At 60.5% G+C, this 17,427-nt stretch carries 15 protein-coding genes; 5 read left to right on the top strand and 10 right to left on the bottom strand.

The window, feature by feature from the left end; genetic code table 11:
- The first annotated feature begins 28 nt into the window (after positions 1-28).
- Entirely contained in the window at positions 29-1,129 is a 1,101-nt protein-coding gene (locus ACZ5D1_RS05840) for a hypothetical protein (protein ID WP_464556212.1), read from the top strand.
- A 533-nt stretch (positions 1,130-1,662) separates the two neighbouring features.
- Here ACZ5D1_RS05840 and argH read toward each other — a convergent pair.
- From argH to argF, 3 genes are all read right to left on the bottom strand, one after another.
- A complete protein-coding gene (gene argH, locus ACZ5D1_RS05835) occupies positions 1,663-3,045 on the bottom strand; it encodes an argininosuccinate lyase (RefSeq protein WP_011368379.1) in 1,383 nt (460 codons plus the stop codon).
- 1 nt (position 3,046) lies between these two features.
- Entirely contained in the window at positions 3,047-4,249 is a 1,203-nt protein-coding gene (locus ACZ5D1_RS05830) for an argininosuccinate synthase (protein ID WP_011368380.1), read from the bottom strand.
- A 125-nt stretch (positions 4,250-4,374) separates the two neighbouring features.
- Positions 4,375-5,277 (bottom strand): ornithine carbamoyltransferase, encoded by a 903-nt coding sequence (argF, locus tag ACZ5D1_RS05825; protein ID WP_011368381.1) that lies wholly within the window; start codon positions 5,275-5,277, stop codon positions 4,375-4,377.
- A 184-nt stretch (positions 5,278-5,461) separates the two neighbouring features.
- Here argF and ACZ5D1_RS05820 point away from each other — a divergent pair, with 184 nt between their 5' ends.
- The 3 genes from ACZ5D1_RS05820 (at position 5,462) to ACZ5D1_RS05810 (ending at position 8,208) form a co-directional block, all read left to right on the top strand.
- Positions 5,462-5,839, top strand: a complete 378-nt coding sequence (locus ACZ5D1_RS05820; RefSeq protein ID WP_027181286.1) for a response regulator — start codon at positions 5,462-5,464, stop codon at positions 5,837-5,839.
- 188 nt (positions 5,840-6,027) lie between these two features.
- Positions 6,028-7,005, top strand: coding sequence for a glycosyltransferase (locus ACZ5D1_RS05815; RefSeq protein ID WP_011368383.1), 978 nt, complete (start codon positions 6,028-6,030; stop codon positions 7,003-7,005).
- Positions 7,006-7,410: 405 nt separating this feature from the next.
- Positions 7,411-8,208, top strand: a complete 798-nt coding sequence (locus ACZ5D1_RS05810) for a UPF0280 family protein (protein WP_464556535.1) — start codon at positions 7,411-7,413, stop codon at positions 8,206-8,208.
- Positions 8,209-8,285: 77 nt separating this feature from the next.
- Here ACZ5D1_RS05810 and ACZ5D1_RS05805 read toward each other — a convergent pair whose 3' ends face one another.
- Positions 8,286-9,230: a MerR family transcriptional regulator gene (locus ACZ5D1_RS05805; RefSeq protein WP_464556211.1), complete on the bottom strand. Its 945-nt coding sequence runs from the start codon at positions 9,228-9,230 to the stop codon at positions 8,286-8,288.
- A gap of 280 nt (positions 9,231-9,510) precedes the next feature.
- On the opposite strand from ACZ5D1_RS05805, the gene ACZ5D1_RS05800 reads away from it, so the two are divergent.
- Positions 9,511-10,140, top strand: a complete 630-nt coding sequence (locus tag ACZ5D1_RS05800; RefSeq protein WP_464556209.1) for a TetR family transcriptional regulator — start codon at positions 9,511-9,513, stop codon at positions 10,138-10,140.
- Positions 10,141-11,400: 1,260 nt separating this feature from the next.
- On the opposite strand, the gene ACZ5D1_RS05795 is transcribed toward ACZ5D1_RS05800, so the two are convergent.
- The 6 genes from ACZ5D1_RS05795 to ACZ5D1_RS05770 all read right to left on the bottom strand — a co-directional run bounded on the left by ACZ5D1_RS05795 (position 11,401) and on the right by ACZ5D1_RS05770 (position 17,412).
- Positions 11,401-13,122 carry a hypothetical protein gene (locus ACZ5D1_RS05795; protein WP_464556207.1) on the bottom strand — a complete coding sequence of 574 codons (1,722 nt, stop codon included), beginning with the start codon at positions 13,120-13,122 and terminating at the stop codon, positions 11,401-11,403.
- A gap of 1 nt (position 13,123) precedes the next feature.
- Entirely contained in the window at positions 13,124-13,555 is a 432-nt protein-coding gene (locus tag ACZ5D1_RS05790) for a hypothetical protein (protein WP_011368389.1), read from the bottom strand.
- Positions 13,546-14,142 (bottom strand): hypothetical protein, encoded by a 597-nt coding sequence (locus ACZ5D1_RS05785; RefSeq protein ID WP_011368390.1) that lies wholly within the window; start codon positions 14,140-14,142, stop codon positions 13,546-13,548. The genes ACZ5D1_RS05790 and ACZ5D1_RS05785 overlap by 10 nt, the downstream gene beginning before the upstream one ends.
- Complete coding sequence (locus tag ACZ5D1_RS05780; RefSeq protein WP_273238396.1) at positions 14,142-16,244, bottom strand: phage tail protein; 2,103 nt, start codon at positions 16,242-16,244, stop codon at positions 14,142-14,144. Before ACZ5D1_RS05780 ends, ACZ5D1_RS05785 begins: the two co-directional genes overlap by 1 nt.
- Positions 16,241-16,855 (bottom strand): phage connector family protein, encoded by a 615-nt coding sequence (locus ACZ5D1_RS05775; protein ID WP_027181294.1) that lies wholly within the window; start codon positions 16,853-16,855, stop codon positions 16,241-16,243. Before ACZ5D1_RS05775 ends, ACZ5D1_RS05780 begins: the two co-directional genes overlap by 4 nt.
- Before the next feature lie 158 nt (positions 16,856-17,013).
- Positions 17,014-17,412, bottom strand: a complete 399-nt coding sequence (locus tag ACZ5D1_RS05770; RefSeq protein WP_464556205.1) for a hypothetical protein — start codon at positions 17,410-17,412, stop codon at positions 17,014-17,016.
- Positions 17,413-17,427 lie beyond the last annotated feature (15 nt).

Here is a 17,427-nt window from a genome sequence, read left to right as displayed (position 1 = left end):
TATGGTGCATGGCATTTCCGGAGACAACATGCCGCGTTTTCAACTCCCCCGCCGCAGGGCCGCATCACCGCATAAAGACAGCCCCCCGGCCGGAAAGCACCTGCTGCTCCGGCTGGCCGTACTGCTTTGTGCGGTTTTTTTCGTACCTGCCGGTGCCTGCGCGTCCGGAAACGCCACTGCGGGCAGCAACATCAGCCGGATGGCTACCAACGGCACAACCGGCACCCCTCTGCATTGGATTTCAGTAGCGCAGGGACTGGAACTGGCGGAATCCTCTGCTGTTTTCCGCGACACAAGCGGTACAGTGGCCCTGCTGCGCATCGACCCCCGCCACTATAGTCTGCAGCTGTACACCATATCGGAACAGGGGGGACCGCCGCAGACGCCTTCTGAATGGGCGGCGCTGTACAACCTTGATGCCGTAATCAATGCCAGCATGTTTCTGCCGGACGGTTCCACAAGCACAGGATACATGCGCAACGGCACCGCCGCCAACAACAGCCGCATAAACCAGCGGTTCGGCTCTTTTCTGGTGTTCTCCCCTCTGCCCCCGCAGGCTGCGGCAAGCGACGGGCAGCCCCCCGCAGGCGGGACACAGCCTGACCCGTATGCGCCTGCCGCCGCACATACCACCGCAGCGCGGAATACCCCGAATGATGCGGGCAGTGACAATCAGCAACTTCCCGCTGCGGATGTGCTCGACAGATACGCCGACGACTGGCAGACCCTGCTGCCGCGCTACCGTGGCGTTGTACAGAATTTCCGGATGATAAGCGCCGACAGAAAACCTCTCTGGCCGGAAGAGGGGGACAGCTTCAGCATTGCCGCCATCGGCAAGGATACACAGGGACGCATTCTGTTCATTCACAGCCGGGCGCAGACCACGGTACGCGAACTTTCCGAATATCTTCTGGATATCTGTCCTTCACTGGGGGCCACCATGTATGTGGAAGGCGGCGCGCAGGCAGCACTGCACCTGAGTACCCCGGCCCTGACCCGCAGCTGGGTCGGCCGTGCAGGCAGCAGTTTCTGGTATTCCGCCACCGGACAATGGCCGCTGCCCAACATCATCGGCATACGCAAACGCAGTGCACAACTGCGCCCCGCAGCCACATCCCGCTCCCGCTGACATACCGGCAGACAGCAGGGGTGTGCGCCTTGCCGCCGCATGCTCCGGTGTCCGGCACAGCTTTTCCGCCGGTCGCGCATCCGCCCGAGCAGCCCCTGCCCGGCTATCGCCAGATATCGCCAGATATCGCCAGACATCGCCCGACATCGCCCGATATCTACACTGACATCTGCGCAGCATCTGTACTGATATCTGCCCGAATATGCGCGGCTATCTGCACCGCTATCTGTACAGATGCGGCGCAGGTCTTTGCTGCGGTGCACGCACACCTGCCCGCGCCTTCACGGGAAAGATAATGACATGCGCCATCTGATGCCGCGCCGCACATCTGCGGAATCCCCGCCTTGCGGCAGACAGCAGCCTGCCTCATTGCCGCCGCAGGCTCTTTCCGGCACCCCGCAGCAGTGCTGCAGCCTGTTGCAGAACTGAACTCTCCCCTTCCGGTCCCTTCTGCTCACCGTCAACTGCGCATACAAAAAGGCCGCCCGCATGCGGACGGCCTGTCACATACATTAATGCAGCGCCGGAACTGCTCAGCTGGAAAGCCATTGCTGCAAAGCAGCCAGCTGAGCCGCCACCGATGCCGGTCCGGTGCCGCCGTGTGTGCAGCGGCGTTCCACAGCGGCACGGTAATCCAGCACGGCGAAGACATCTTCGCCGATCAGGTCCGATACCGAATGGAATTCCTCAAGGGTAAGGTCTTCAAGCCCTTTGCCCCTGTCTTCTGCCAGCGCCACGGCATTGCCGGTGATATGGTGCGCGTCGCGGAAGGGCACTCCTTTACCGACCAGATAATCGGCAAGTTCGGTGGCATTGAGAAAACCCGCCCGAAGCGCATTTTCCATGCGCCGCGTGTTGAAGCGCAGTGCTTCTACCATGCCGGCCATTATTTCCAGCGAAGCCGAAACCGTCCGGTCCGTGTCGATGAAAGGCTCTTTGTCTTCCTGCAGGTCACGGTTGTACGTCATGGGCAGCCCCTTGAGCGTGGTCAGCAGCGACATGAGCCCGCCGTAGACACGACCGGTCTTGCCGCGCATTATTTCCGCCACATCGGGGTTCTTTTTCTGCGGCATGATGCTGGAACCGGTGGCATAGGCATCAGGCAGAAATATGTACCCGAAGTTGGGATTGGCCCAGAGGATTATCTCTTCACACAGGCGCGACATATGCGCCATGATCAGCGAACCGCAGAACTGTGCTTCCAGCGCGAAGTCCCTGTCGGAAACGGCATCCATGGAGTTGTTGAACACACCGTACATGTCCAGTTCGGCGGCAACGGACTGCGGATCAAGCGGATACGTCGTACCGGCCAGTGCCGCAGCCCCCAGCGGGCATATGCGCACACGCCGGTCGCAGTCTTCCAGCCGGTCGTAATCCCGCCGCAACATCCATGCGTAGGCAAGCAGATGCTGGGCAAGACTGACAGGCTGAGCCGCCTGCAGATGCGTGCAACCGGGCAGCAGCGTGTCTTTGTGTTCATGCGCCTGAGCAGTCAGCGCGGCAATGACACCCCGTACCAGATTCTTCCATACGCGGATTCTGTCCGAAACAAACAGCCGGAAATCAAGGGCCACCTGATCGTTGCGGCTGCGGCCGGTATGCAGGCGTCTTCCGGCGTCGCCCACCAGTTCGGTAAGGCGGCTTTCAATGTTCATGTGCACGTCTTCCATCTCGGTACGCCACACAAACTCACCGGATTCAATCTCTTTGCGTATCTGTTCCAGCCCTTCGGTTATGCGTCCGGCATCCCCGGCGGAAATGACTCCCTGCCGCGCCAGCATACGGGCATGAGCCTTGGAACCGGCGATATCCTGAGCGTACAACGCGCGGTCGTACGAAACGGACTCGGTGTATTCCTCCACCAATCCGGCGGTGCGCTCACGAAAACGCCCGCCCCACAGCTTGCCCGCAGTCATGTCAGCTTCTCCTGCCGTAACCCTGAATGCGCAGACTGTTCAGGCGGATAAAGCCGGCGGCGTCTGCCTGATTGTAAACTTCATCTTCCTCAAAGGTCGCAAGATCCATACGGTACAGTGAATACGGCGACTTGCGGCCCACGGGCACGACATTGCCTTTATACAGCTTCACGCGCACTGTTCCGGTCACGTTTTCCTGTGTCTTGTCTACCAGAGCCTGCAGGGCTTCGCGCTCCGGCGAGTACCAGAAACCGTTGTACACGGCCGCGGCGTAGCGGGGTATCAGGCTGTCGCGCAGATGCAGGGCTTCACGGTCAAGGCATATGCCTTCGAGGTCGCGGTGTGCCGCATGCAGCACGGTGCCGCCGGGGGTTTCATACACACCGCGCGACTTCATGCCCACAAAACGGTTTTCCACCATGTCCAGACGTCCCACACCATGCTTGCCGCCAAGTGTGTTCAGCGTTTTGATGATGGCGGCAGGCGACATGGCCTGACCGTTGATTGCCACGGCGTTGCCTTTTTCAAAATCGATGGTGATGTATTCCGGCTCGTCAGGAGCCTGCTCTACCGGTACTGCCATGATATAACTGCCCGGTCCCGGCTCGTTCCACGGGTCTTCCAGTTCGCCGCCTTCAAAGCTGCAGTGCAGCATGTTTCTGTCCATGCTGTACAGTTTGCGGTTACCGGCAGAAATAACGGGAATATCATTTTCTGCAGCAAAGTTGAGCAGGTCGGTACGGGAGCGGAAATCCCATTCGCGCCACGGAGCAATGACCTTGAGCGAAGGGTCAAGTGCGGCGGAAGCCAGCTCGAACCGCACCTGATCGTTGCCTTTGCCGGTGGCACCGTGGGCCACTGCCTGTGCTCCTTCCGCGTGGGCTATTTCCACCAGACGACGGGTAATGAGCGGACGGGCGATGGAAGTGCCCAGCAGATAGCGGCCTTCGTAAATGGCGCAGGCACGCATCATGGGAAAAATGAAATCGCGGGCGAACTCTTCGCGCAGGTCTTCCACATAGGCTCTGGTGGCCCCTGTGCGCAGCGCTTTTTCATCCACGCCGTCCAGATCTTCCTCCTGCCCCAGATCGGCAGTCAGCGTCACCACTTCGCAATCATATGTCTTGGCAATCCACTTCAGGATGACCGACGTATCCAGCCCGCCGGAATAGGCAAGCACTACCTTTTTGATTTCTTTACCCATGATATATCCTCAGCTCTTTTATTTCCCGCCGGACGCGCGAAGCGCCCTTACTGAAAACGGGGCGCCCCGCGCCCCGTGGTGGTACAACCGTCATCTGCGCAGCAACGGGCGGCGCAGGTTCAGCCCTAGCCTTCCATCACCCACTCGATAAGGGCTTTCTGCATGTGCAGGCGGTTTTCCGCCTGATCCCAGACAATGGAAGCAGGGCTTTCAAAAACATCTTCCGTCACTTCTTCACCGCGGTGCGCGGGCAGACAGTGCATGAATCGGGCATCGGGCGCAGCCTTTGCCATCAGCGCGTCATCCACGCAGAAACCTGCAAATGCCTTTTCGCGCTTTTTCTGTTCTTCTTCCTGCCCCATGGAGGCCCATACATCGGTATTCACATAATGAGCGCCGTCCACGGCCATGGCAGGATCATGCGTGAGAAAAATTTTAGCACCGGCCTGCATGGCAAGCGCCAGCAGGTTTCTGTCGGGTTCGTAGCCTTCGGGGAATGCCATGAACAGCTCGAATTTGAAGAAAATCGCGGCTTCGATCCATGAGTTGGCCATGTTGTTGCCGTCACCCACCCATGCCACACGCACTTTTTCCAGATCAGGGGTGCGCTCGTATATGGTGAGCATGTCGCTCATCACCTGACAGGGGTGCCCTTCGTCCGTCAGCGCATTGATAACAGGAATGCTGCCGTATTCAACGAGTTCGTCTATTTTTTCCTGTCCGAATGTCCTTACGATCATCAGATCGTTGTATCTGGACAGAACGCGGGCTGTATCACGCAGGGGTTCGGAACGGCCCAGCTGACTTTCGGCCGGAGTCATGAAAATGGTCTTGCCGCCCAGCTGATGCACGGCCGTTTCAAAAGACACGCGCGTGCGGGTAGATGCTTTTTCAAACAGCATGATGGCGCTTTTGCCTTCCAGCAGCGTGCTCCTGTGGCGGGAATCTTTCATTTCCTTGGCGCGGCGCAGTACGTCCCATGCCGCCTGATATCCGAGATCCCGAATTTGCGTAAAGTGCTTCGTCATGGCCAGTTCCTTTGTATGAATACTGCTGCGTTCAGGTGTCAGCCCTCAGCCGAAGAGAAACATTTAGGGCCAAAACCAAGGATTTGTAAAGTAAAGTCCGCCCGTCTTTTGGCACAGGTTCCTCTTGCGCACTATTGCAATCTGTGTGAAGAGTTTTTTGTCGCAAAGTTCGGAGGTTTGACGCATGGCGACCATACTTATCGCCGACGACGATCCGGTAACCCGGACCACGTTGTCCATAATGCTAGAGGACGAGGACCACGAGGTATACGAAGCTGCTGACAGCGCCGAAACGCTGGATCTGCTGGAAACAACCGAGCCTCATGTGGTTTTCATGGACATGGTGCTGCCCGACTGCGAAGCCGGAGAAGGCATCACCAAAGTGCGCCGGGCCGCCCCGGCCGTAACCATCATCGCCATGACAGGCCAGCCCGACACGGCCAGATTTTCGGCCATGGCCCGTGATGCAGGATGCAAGGAGTGTCTTATCAAGCCCTTTGAAAAAAACAGGGTGCTTGCCCTGACCCGCAAGGTGCTTGCCGCACGCGGTCACAAAGTCTGACCGCACTCCACCGCAATCAGCTCTTGCCTTTTTGTCCTGTACCTGAGCGGCCTTGTCTGTTTCTGAAAGGCCGCCACGGTTTTTTGCGTCTTCAGCACAACAATGCCGCAAGAGTGCCGCAACAGTTTCATACATGAGCATTCCCTGTATTGACCTGTACAGTGAAGTATGCTCAAAGTCCGCCCATCATGCATACCCAATTTTCCAGCACCCGTCGCGAAAACGCCTCGCGCCGCGATGTCAGCATACTCATTCCCGCTTACAAACCCGACTGGTTCGCCGAGTGTCTCGAAAGTGCGCTGGCCCAGACATGGCCTGTAAAAGAAATCATCATTTCTGATGACTGTCCCACCGACGACATACGGCAGATAGTCAGCCGCTACGAAGCTGACCCGCGCATACGCTACGCCCGCAATGCCGGTCCGAAAGGTCCGTGCGGCAACTATCTCAACCTTGCACGGCTCAGCGATGCGCGCTGGTTCAAATTTCTCGATGACGACGATGCGCTGCTGCCTGACGGGCTGGAGCGGCTCATGCATCATGCCAAGGGCAGAACTTCTGTCGTTACCGGTGCGTGCCAGCTGGTGGATGCGCACGGCGACGCAGGCATGATGCCCGTAGATTCGCCCGAATCGGTAAACGGCCGCAGGCATTTTATCCGGTGCAGCCGCCGCCCGCCCGAAGGCCTGTTCTCGCGCATGCTTTTCCGGGCCGATGTGGTGCAGTCCGTTCTGGATGAAGACCTGCCGCAGTCGCTCATCAGTCTGGACGAAATGCTGGGCCTCATCGCTGCATTTTACGGTGATCCGGCCTATGAACATGCTCCTGTATGCCGTTACCGGCTGTCGCCTGCAGGCTATTCTCGCCTGACCACGCCGCAGGTGCTGCTGGACGACATGGCCTGTGTGACAGTGCCCTTCCGCATGGCGGCGGAACGCAAGTTTCTGCTGCCCAAAGAGCTGGGAGAATGGCGTACCGGCATGTTGACACAATACACGCGCCGCAGCCTGCACAAGTATCTCGACAGCGGCGATCTTGCCGGAATGAAAGAATTTCTGCGACTCATGCGCCAGCGCTTCGGCACCGGCGACACATTGCGCTGCTGCGCGGCTTCCGGCCTGTTGCGGGCTGCGGCCAGCCGTTTTCTGCTGCGCCGCAACCGGTAACCGCAGCGGACATTTCCCTTTGCGCGGACTGTGTCAGGACATCTGAATACACGGCAGGCAACGCGCAGGACGTACAGCACCGCCTGAGAAACAGCCGGTTTCATCAGGCCGTATCCGGTCCGCCGGAAATAGCCAGCCCGGAAAAAGTGCCCGCTGAGCGCAGACAACGGCGCAGACAACGGCGCGAACGACAGAGCCCCCCCTTAGCCTGCAGGCCGCGCTTACCGGTCTGCAGCTTTTGCGCTATCGTCCGGCTTTTTTTCAGCCTGCCCGGCGCCTGTGCTGCGCCTCCTTCATCCGGCTGCCGGTGTCTGCATGTCCGGAGTACCTGATTCCACGCCCCGCGGACATTCTGCACAGGGCATCCCTCTTGTCCGCAGCGCTGCCGCAGCGTATACAGCAGACATGACATCTTTCGCTTCTTCCCACGCAATCCATTCAAGCCCGCTGCGGCACTACCGCCGCCAGCACGCTGCGCGTCAGAACCATGTTTCGTTTCAGGTAGTTGTTGATGAAAGCGATCTATGGATAACTGCCCCGTGCAATATGCACGACCTCGCTGCTGCCACGGTACGGCAGCTGCGCGGCAGCATACACGCATGGTCGGCCCTGCATCCGGAGTTTGCCCACAGTCTGACGCCCGTTGCGCCCGCTGCGGAAGCGCCGCCGGTGATCCGGCGCATGATCCGCGGAGCACAGGTGGCCGGTGTGGGGCCCATGGCCGCCGTGGCCGGCACCATAGCCCAGATGGTGGCCGAAACCCTGCACGCGGAACTGCGTACCCGCAACAGCGCCGGCACACCTGACAACCATGACGTGCTGGTGGAAAACGGCGGGGATATATTCATGATCTCTGCGCAGGACCGCACGGTAGGCCTGCTGCCCGATCCTGCTTCATCGGCGGTTATCGGCTTTGCCGTTCCGGCAGAAGCCATGCCGCTTTCCGTCTGTTCTTCATCGGCCACCATAGGGCACTCGCTCAGTCTGGGCCACGGAGAACTGGCCAGTGTGGCTGCGGCTGATGCCGCCGTGGCCGACGCAGCCGCCACGGCATTCTGCAACATGCTGCGCACCGCAGACGATGTGCAGCGCGTCACCGCCCGTGCCGAAACTCTGAAACAACACGGAGTGCGGGCGGTATTTGTCCAGTGCTGCGGCAAAATAGGCATATGGGGCGACCTTGAACTGACCGCCGTGGCATAAACACAATACGGCGCGCTCCTGCCGGAACGCGCCGCACCGTTTGTGTGGCGGACAGCCGCCGGAATATGCAGACAGGCTCAGCCTTCCAGCCCGTCTTTGATGCTTTTGAAAAGAGCGAGAAGAAAATTATCCGGCACATCCTCACCGTCAATACACAGACTGCAAAGCTGGGTTACGGTGTTGCCGCTGGGGGTGGTGGTGCGCACCACGCGCAGCTCGTGCCTGTGCTGCTGAGTGCCCGCCGCATCCCGCGAATGGATGACAAGCAGCCACTGGCCATTGCTGTACTGCCATTCCATGCCCTGCACTTTCTGCGAACCGGCGTTACGCTCAATAAGCTGTATCAGCATGGCCAACGTAAAAGGCTTGCCCCTGCCGACCACACCGATATATTCGCCCCCGCGGTGTATGACCAGCGGTCTGCCCAGAAACGAAGCAGGCGGGCGCGGCGCGGCACCGCCGCTACGGCCCGAGGATGCCCCGCGGGCGGAACCTTCTGTCCGGTCTCCTGCCGCACGGTACGCACCGCCGGCGCGCAGAAGTTCCATTTCCTGCTCCAGCCTGCGTATGGTCTCTTCATACCGCGCAGCCTGTTCGTCACGCTCATGGCGCAGGGCTGACAGTTCATCACGCAGTGCGCCTATCTCCTGCCGGAATCCCGCCTGCGCTTCAAGCAGGCCCGACATTTTTTCCAGCACTCCGGAAAGCTCCTGCACAAAACCTGCTGACGCGCCGTCAAACCCTGCCGCCCCTGCCCCCGACAGACCGGCATGGTGCACACCGGCGTAGCCGTCACGTTCCGAAAGATGAGCCTCTATCTCTTCCGCCGACAGGTTACGCTCAAACATTTCCCTGATCTCCTTAAAAAGAGTAACGGCCTCGGGCGGATATTTTACTCTCCGCCCTTTTCCTCCGGCAGTGGGAATAAAACGGGCAAACCTGTCCTTGTAGTAGACAATGCTTGATGGCGGCACATCCAGACGGCGCCCGATTTCGCGCAAGCTCAATAGTTCTCTGGCCATGACTACTCAGATGTTGTTCATTAACTGATCACTTACTATAACCACATCATATATATGCCAGTCAAGGATTGTTCATAACTATCATGTACTAAAAAACAACTGAACAACATTAAATATATAAAATAATACGATCAATATCAAAATGTTATGTCCTAAAACTTATCATATAAGCAACAATTGAACTAACATTACGGCTGTCATCCGCGGGGTCTGCCGACCACTGGAAAGTCATAGCAATTCCTGATAAAATATATTCACCGACACTAACAAAGGGATGTACATGGCTCGAAAAACCAAAGAAGAAGCTGAAAAAACCCGTCAGCTTCTGCTGGATTACGCACTGACGGTATTCCTGCGCAAAGGTTACTCCGCAACTACTCTGAACGACATTGCAGAAGAAGCAAACCTGACCAGGGGCGCTGTCTACTGGCATTTTAAAAATAAAGTAGACGTTTTTTCCGCCGTCATGGACAAAGCGTTCGACCCCATTTCAAGGCTGGTCCGCCATATTCTTGAGCGGGGCGGAGACCCCATGTTTGTGCTGACAGAAGTGCTGCAGCACTGGATGCTTAAGCTGGCAGTGGACGACACCATGCAGAAGGCGCTGGAGCTGGTGATGACCAAAACCGAGCACAGCGAAGAACTGTCCGAACACCACGAAAGGGTCATCCGGCAGGATCATGATTTCATACGTAATCTGGAAAGCGTCTTCCGGCGCGGCATAGCGGAGGGGCTGTTCCGCAGCGATCTTGATCCGGCAGTGTGTGCGGCCACCTTCATGGCGTTGTGTTCCGGTCTTGCCAGACTGAACATCAACCATCCCAGCGAACTGGACATGGCAAAGCACTGCACCATGGTTTCAGATATCTTTTTTTCCGGAGTCAAGGCGCCCTCCACCCGCTCCGAGTAATTGTACTACCCTTCATTGCTGTCACTCAGGCGGTACGGTTTGCACGCAAGCCGTACCGCCTGTCTTTTTCCGTTCCGCCGCACCGACCGGCGCCATACAGGGCACCGCCTTTACGGGCACCTCGCCGGTCCGCCGACGTGCCCCTGTCCATAAGCCGCCCTGCCGTGCCCCGCAGCACCACGACGGCCTTTCAGACACGTCCTCACTGCCTCATGGTGCATGCAGAAATCCGTACGCATTGCCGGAACACCCGATAAGGAAACGCATCCGGCAGCAGCGTCACCGCAAGCAACTTTCCCGGCATGAAACAGGCCTGTACGCCTGAACGCCCATGGAAACACGCGACACCGACACCGACACCGACACCGACACCGACACCGACACCGACACCGACACCGACAATGACAACGGCAACGGACACGCGGTCAAGCTTTTACAGAAGGCCGGCAGTCAGAAAAAGCCGGACACGGCAGACGGGGCGGCGGGCGGGCAGCACCAAAAAAGAAAAGGCCCCGCCTGCCGGGAAGAGCGGCTGGGCAGACGGGGCGGGGGAAGTATCCGGCCTGCCCGGGAAGGGAGGAGGCGCGGAATATTCCGGACAGGAAGGTGTGACGGAGAATTTCTTGTCCGGAATACACGGCGGTGAACACTGTGAAGGGGGTCATCCGCCATGTGTAAAGTCATATTTACATTTTTGTCGCATAGTGTAAAGGCCTGCACCGGAAAAAAGGTGGAAACTTTACATTTTACGTCTATCTGCACCTTACAGGCCATGTTTTTTAGGAGGAACAAGACCATCGGTGCTGTACCGGCTGCCGGAACACGCCCAGCACACAGCCAACAAGCCGTACAAACTGACTATTCAAACAATTTTTCACCCAATTTCCGCCGGATGGCGTGCATCATGTCGGGCAGATACTGTTTTTCCTTTTTTGTCAACAATATGTCAGGGTGCCATTCCGTGCCGCCTTGCACAGTTCAAAGGCGCACCGCGTGCAGCACACCGCGCAGTCCGTGCTCCGCAGCCGGACTGCATAACGCAGGGACGGACGGCGGCCTGCACGTTGCCCGCTAACAGGAAAAAGCCGGAGCTTGCGGGATGCCGCAATCCGCAACGGCATTCAACGGCAGCGTGACTGCCGCAACACTCAGGCGGAACACTCAGCCGGAAAACTCAGCCGGACCACACGCGCCGCAGCGGCAAAAAAACAGCGGGGAGCAGATGCTCCCCGCAAATATCCGGACAAAGGATTTCCGCCGTCAGCCGCCCACCGCAGGAGTGCCGAAAAACGCCCCCGCAAGCGGATCACGCGTACTGCGTCGCTGACGACCGGTTTTGCGGACAGATCCGGCGTCCTGCACATTTCCTGTTGCCCCGCCGCCGGTGTGCCCTGCTTTTCCGGATGCAGCCATATGAAGTCTGCCGTCAGCCTCTTCCGTCATTTCCGCCAAGGCGTCATACCTGCCGCCGGTCGGTTCGCCGGTGGAGTCAGCAGGTATTCGTCTGCCGGGGCCATACGCTGCATTGCCCCGCTGAGCGCCCGCCCCTCCATCTGCAGATACCGCCCCGCCCGTGTCAGGTAACATTCCGGAAGATACGCCGGCAGCCTGCGCTCTGTCAGCGGGGCGCAACAGTTCACGCCCCAGCCGCGCAGCATCAGTATAGGACGGATTATCCAGAGCATTCAACGCCTCTTCAACCATGCGCAGCTGCTCCGCCCCACGCGCCGCCGCGGCAGACATGTTCAGACCGGCCGCACTGACGGCGGCACGCAACCGCCCTCTTGCCGCAGGTTCCTCTCCGCGGGTCAGGGCTTCACGTTCCTGCCGCAGTATCCCGAATTCCCTGTCCGACAGCCTGTGGCGCAAAGCCCAGATATCCGTCTGCGGTGTCAGGGCAAGACGCGCGGTGTAAAAGGCATCCCAGTCAGTTTCCAGTCTGCCGTGCTCCGCCCTGCGGGCAGCTGCGGCAGACAGCATATCCCGCAGTTCCTCCGGCGCGTCATACACGGCGGCTGCGCGTCCGGCGGCGTCCGCCGCGCCGGAGAAACGCTCCCAGACAGCTTCCGCCTGCCCTTCGCGTTCCTGCTGCTGTCTGCGCTGCTGTTCCCGCCGCATGTCCCCTGCCATACTGCGGGCCATATCCTCCGCCCGGGTTGCCTTGCTGTCCGGTGCAAGGGGCTCCGGCGGCACACCGCGCTGCACATATCCGCGGGCCAGTTCGTGTGCTCTGGTCACATCCGCGGCAAAGTCCATTTCATGCCGCAGCCGCTGCATATCATCCGGTTCCAGCGCGTCTGTATGCCGCGCCAGCCATTTTTCCGCATTTCGGAGTGCCGCAGGGTCGGGAACACCGGTCAGCAGCTCGCCGCCGAAGGCCATATGGCGGGCCGCCTGCGCACAGGCGGCGGAAACAGCCCGCGCAGCCGCGTTCCGGCTGTCATCAGGGTCCAGACCTGCCAGCGCACCGCCCGCAAGCATTGTCCGGCGCACCTGTCCTACCCGTTCTTCCAGCAGCAGGTCACGTTCTTCCGTCGCTTTTGCCCGTGCCAGCACGCTGATATCCTGCAGCAGCCCGTCAACACGCCGCTGCACGATCTCGTCCGCCAGCACACGGCGGCGCTCATTCAGTGCGCTGTGCCTCTGCTCTGTAAACAACGCCGCTGAAGGATACAGAATCTCATCCAGAGCACCGCGGGCAGCTGACGGCACAGCGGACCGGGCGGCAGCCACGGCTCTGTGCAGGGCATGCTCGCGCGGCGCATCGCCTTCCTCTGACGTGGCCGCACGCAAGGCCGCCTCGGCGTCCGTCGCCGCAAGCAGTACCTGCAGGGTGGTATCCGCGTCCGGGAAGCCACCGCCGGTCTCGCCCGCGCCGGAATCCTCAGGACGCCGCATACTTTCCGCTGCGTCTGAGGTTCCGGTGTCCGCCATGCTTTGTGCCGCACGGGTCAAGGAAGCATCCACGGTCAGTCCGCCCATATCAGCGCCCTCCGCCCAGCAGCGAACCTATGCCGCGGGCCAGCCCGAACAACGAATCATCGCTGCGCGAACGCCGTTGCAAAGACTGTCCGTAAGCCTGACTGCGGTACTGCCATGCACGCTGCCGCCCTTCGTACAGCGCCTCACGGGCCTGTTCCTCAAACAGAGCCTCGTCGCTCAACAACAGGTCCAGCGCGCTTCCCTCATCCACCCGTACCCCCTGCGAGGCCAGCAGTGCACGGCTGCGCCCCTGCTGCACTTCCCCCTTGCTGCGGATACTGTCCGCCCTGCGGGCCGCCTCCTGTTCTTCTGTCCGCGCCCGCTGCTCCATCATCTGCTGCTGATGCCGGTAGTATCCCTCATCGGCCCGGCTGCCGCTAACCAGCGTGCTGCCCACCAGCGCCGCCCCGACCACATTTTCCACTACGCACATATATCCTCCCTGCCGCTGTGACGTATAAAAGCAATCCACCGGCACGCAGGGGGAAGCAGCCCCCCGTGCAGCTGCGTCTGCCGGAAACCCGTCCGCCGCATCCAGCGTCCGGCTGTACGGTTCTGGCTGTCCACCGCATTCACCAGCAGCGGATAACGCCGGTGAAACGCCTCAAGCCAGCATAGTGCATGGCGCAGTATGCCGCGCGAACAAGCCCCCACCTGTGCCGTTGCCACCAGCCACGGCATACCGGCCCTGACGCCGTCCACCTCTGCCAGCCCCGCAATACCGAAAACAGCCACGGGGCGGCACCGGAATACCGGCCCGTGTCCGGCGTCCGCCCCTTCTGCCTGCCGCGTCTTTCTGTGCATGACCACCCATACGTCATCGCTGGCACGCACGCTGGCCAGCACCGCACCTGCGACGCTCAGTCCTGTCATGGCCATCGCTTCCCGTGCGTCCTGCCGGCGCATACGCGCCGTCACATACCGGATATGACGCGGCTGCGCCCTGCGCACCACCAGCTCCTGCGTTACCGCTCCCCCCCTGCCGTGACACACCATCCGTTCCGCCATACGACGCATCATCACCACTCCCCCAGTTCCAGCTGCGCGGTTACGGCAAGCACCGTAAGCGGCAGCGGGTCTTCCTGCCGCAGCACAATATGCGTACGCCCGCTGTGCAGACTTTCCACGGCTATGTCTTTTTCTCCACTGAAAAGCGGCAGCGCCCTGCCGGCTTTGTCCGAGGCCATGCGGAACAGCACTTCTGACAGGGCTGTTCCCTGCGCACCTGCCCGTAACCCCATGGACTCGTGCAGTTCCACGCGCACCCGCGTCACCCTGCGTCTGCGGCCCTGACTGGAACCATCTCCCGTCATCACCTCAAAAGCCGTGGGTACAAGCTCGCTCACATACCCGAGTCCCACATGGACATGCCCTGCGGGAGTATCCAGTTCCACCGTGCCGCCATGCACCTTGCGTGGCGGATGCACCCATCCGTCGCAAAGAATCTGCACCGTCCGGCCTTCCAGATGATCAAGACCCCGGACGGCTGATACCGGTTCACCCACGCGGCTGAGCCCCGCATCCACATAAAACGCGGCGGCCGTGTCCGTGCCGCGCAGCACGGTTTCCAGCCGCTCGATGCTGCGCACCTCTTCCTGCCGTGTGCCGTTTTCATCATGCAGCACCCGCACACGACGCACCGAAAGCCACACTTCATCACCGTCATCGCCGGGAATGGCTGTGACCGCCTCCACAAACCCGTCCGTATCATGCCGGTGCCAGCCGACAACTTCATGTTCACGCAGAAAAGTCATGGCAGCCAGCGTACCGTCTGACAGCGCACACCAGACCACCGAAGCGGGTGACTGCTGGTAGCACCACGAAACAATGCGCCGTCCGCGCATGAGGTGCTCGGCAAGAATGGTCAGATCTCCGGCATCATATCCGTCCGATTCCAAAGCGTAACGGAATTCACGGACAGTGCGTCCGTCGCGCTGCACAAACAGAATGCTCTGTCCGATGACCAGCGGCATGAGACCTGCGGAACCGTGCATGGTGTCCCGGCGCAGCTGTGCGTCCACCGGTGTCAGCGGAGCGTCCCCCGAACCGGAAAGCTGCCATTCGCCACCCGCCGTGCCCACCAGAAGACGACGGGCCGGCATCATCCAGCGGATGCGGTTCACCCTGTCGGCGGCAATGGTCACCGTCACGGCGTCATCATCACGCAGCGGGCTGGATATGTTCATGCTTTCATAGTTGGCCGACTGGCTGCACCAGATGGTCTGAGGCTTTTCGTCTGTTCCGGCAAAACACAGCCGCTGCTGATAGAACTGCACACACCCCGGCCAGCGCCCTTCACCATCAAAGGGATTGCGATACTCCGGCGGCCCCTGACCGAAATCAGGCTCCGCACCGCGGTCTTCGTATGCCGGTACACCGGCGGCCTTGCCTATGTAGCCGTAGCTTCCGCCTCCGGCGATGCTCTTGTACACGCAATAGGCCCCCGCGCCTTCCACCGGCTGCCAGGTCAGACGCACCATGTCGCGTACATTCAGACTGGCCGCAGCGGTCACGTTCACCGCTTCGGACGGCAGACTCTCCTCTCCGCCATCCGGTGCCACGGCTGTCACAACATATGCGTATTCACGCTCGGCAGCGCCTCCGGCAGCGGCCGTCAGCCCCTGCGGAGCAGGCAGGCCCGCCCCGAATTCCAGCAGCGTTATGCGCCAGTCGTCATGAGCATGGCGCGCCAGCTTGCGGGGGGCGCACTGCCTGCATACCAGATACATGACATCGGCAGACTGGCAGTACTGCAGCGACTGCAAGGCGTCACCTTTCCACGGAGTTTCCACACATACGGGGCTGCCGTCGGCGCTTACCACCAGACCGTCATCCTTCCACACCCGCATGACGCCTTCCCCCAGCTCCAGCACGTAGGCCTGTTCCTGACTGAAGACAAAAGGCACCAGACGCACCGCAGCAGACCCCGCCGGCTGCAGGGACAGCCCCGTGCCCATATGACGCATTCCCGGTCTGCGCACCGCGGCACCATGGGGGTACACCGTCATGTTACGCAGCGTTCTGCACCCCGCCGTATACCGCTGCTGGTCAATGCGCGAAGAAAGCAGAGGGGACAGCTCGCCGCCGTTGAAACTGTTGCGCGTCAGGGTGATGCGGCTCATATCCACCTCGCCCGCAGCCAGCCTTCATACTCCTGCGGGTCGGCATGTCCTTCACCCGCATCGGCTGTTCTGGCTGTATCCAGCGCTTTGTCCGCACCGTCACGCAAGCCAGCATACAGTCTGGTACTGCCCGTCAGTGCCACGGCCATGTCCGCGGCCAGCTTGCGGGCCAGCGCCTCTGCAAACAGTGCGGGAAAACAGGCCGTCTCCGTCACGCGCACCGTCATCACCGCGCGGGCGGGACTGGCATCGGTATACAGTATGCCGCCCTCCACCACCTCGAATGTGCGTATGCCGGTTTCATCATCCGCCACGGCTGCTCCTCCCTGCAGCACACCGGCACCATGCTGCAGCACTCTGCGCACCCGCAGACAGTCCTGCGGCAGCCTGTAGGCATGCAGAAATCCGAAAGGCGGCTCCTGAGCCACCTGCGGCAGCACGGCATAACGGGTGGCAAAATTCCAGTGATGCGCCTCCAGCAGTTCGTCCCGTACTTCCGGGTAATACTGGGCGCACAACCTCGCCCCGCGCGATTCCTGCGATAACGAGGCGATTTCCTCGGCCCCGATATAGCGCAGAGCCTTGTTGCATATGCTGACTTCAGACGGCATGAGGCATCTCCTGTTCCGTATCCGCCTCTGCGGACACTGCTTTTTCTGCGATAACTGCGTCTGGCAGGCGGCACGCCTGCAACAGCGCACCGCAGAGACGCGGCGCAAGAGGTATCACCTTTTTGCGCCGCGCCCGGTTACCGGCCGCTCCGCCGCCGTCAGCGGGGAATGAAATCCATAAAGACATCCACAGTGCCCTGCGCCGCAGGGTCATCGGTACCCAGTACGGCGCACACATACCGCGCCGTGTCGGAAGGCACGGGCAGGCGGGCAAGAACATCGCCCGGAGCGGCCTGCAGTCCTTCGGGGTATCTGCGGGCAAACGATACCGGCATGGGGGTAAGGGCATCCTCGCTGTCCCCGTGTTCCAGCTGCAGCGTCAGCTGCTTTTGCGCGCCCATCCGCACGGAAGAGACAGCGCGGACAAGCACTTCCGCTGCGCCGCACATGGACCCCGCGCGCGAAACGCCCCCGTTGCCCGTTGCTGTGCCGTCCGCAGGCAGCGTCTGTCCCGATGCCAGAAATTCACCATTGATGCGAAGGGTATGATTGTACATTGTCATGCTCCGTTG

The sequence above is a fragment of the Oleidesulfovibrio vietnamensis genome (assembly GCF_055388115.1).
Note: the sequence above shows the minus strand (reverse complement) of the source record. Positions and strands in the feature narration are given on the sequence as shown.

Excerpts from the sequence above, each read along its gene's own strand:
- argH (WP_011368379.1), bottom strand. The coding sequence starts at position 3,045 with ATGACTGCGGGCAAGCTGTGGGGCGGGCGTTTTCGTGAGCGCACCGCC.
- ACZ5D1_RS05770 (WP_464556205.1), bottom strand. The coding sequence starts at position 17,412 with ATGTACAATCATACCCTTCGCATCAATGGTGAATTTCTGGCATCGGGA.
- ACZ5D1_RS05840 (WP_464556212.1), top strand. The coding sequence starts at position 29 with ATGCCGCGTTTTCAACTCCCCCGCCGCAGGGCCGCATCACCGCATAAA.
- argF (WP_011368381.1), bottom strand. The coding sequence starts at position 5,277 with ATGACGAAGCACTTTACGCAAATTCGGGATCTCGGATATCAGGCGGCA.
- ACZ5D1_RS05775 (WP_027181294.1), bottom strand. The coding sequence starts at position 16,855 with ATGCCGTCTGAAGTCAGCATATGCAACAAGGCTCTGCGCTATATCGGG.
- ACZ5D1_RS05815 (WP_011368383.1), top strand. The coding sequence starts at position 6,028 with ATGCATACCCAATTTTCCAGCACCCGTCGCGAAAACGCCTCGCGCCGC.
- ACZ5D1_RS05810 (WP_464556535.1), top strand. The coding sequence starts at position 7,411 with ATGACATCTTTCGCTTCTTCCCACGCAATCCATTCAAGCCCGCTGCGG.
- ACZ5D1_RS05795 (WP_464556207.1), bottom strand. The coding sequence starts at position 13,122 with ATGGGCGGACTGACCGTGGATGCTTCCTTGACCCGTGCGGCACAAAGC.
- ACZ5D1_RS05820 (WP_027181286.1), top strand. The coding sequence starts at position 5,462 with ATGGCGACCATACTTATCGCCGACGACGATCCGGTAACCCGGACCACG.
- ACZ5D1_RS05785 (WP_011368390.1), bottom strand. The coding sequence starts at position 14,142 with ATGATGCGTCGTATGGCGGAACGGATGGTGTGTCACGGCAGGGGGGGA.
- ACZ5D1_RS05805 (WP_464556211.1), bottom strand. The coding sequence starts at position 9,230 with ATGGCCAGAGAACTATTGAGCTTGCGCGAAATCGGGCGCCGTCTGGAT.
- ACZ5D1_RS05830 (WP_011368380.1), bottom strand. The coding sequence starts at position 4,249 with ATGGGTAAAGAAATCAAAAAGGTAGTGCTTGCCTATTCCGGCGGGCTG.
- ACZ5D1_RS05780 (WP_273238396.1), bottom strand. The coding sequence starts at position 16,244 with ATGAGCCGCATCACCCTGACGCGCAACAGTTTCAACGGCGGCGAGCTG.
- ACZ5D1_RS05790 (WP_011368389.1), bottom strand. The coding sequence starts at position 13,555 with ATGTGCGTAGTGGAAAATGTGGTCGGGGCGGCGCTGGTGGGCAGCACG.
- ACZ5D1_RS05800 (WP_464556209.1), top strand. The coding sequence starts at position 9,511 with ATGGCTCGAAAAACCAAAGAAGAAGCTGAAAAAACCCGTCAGCTTCTG.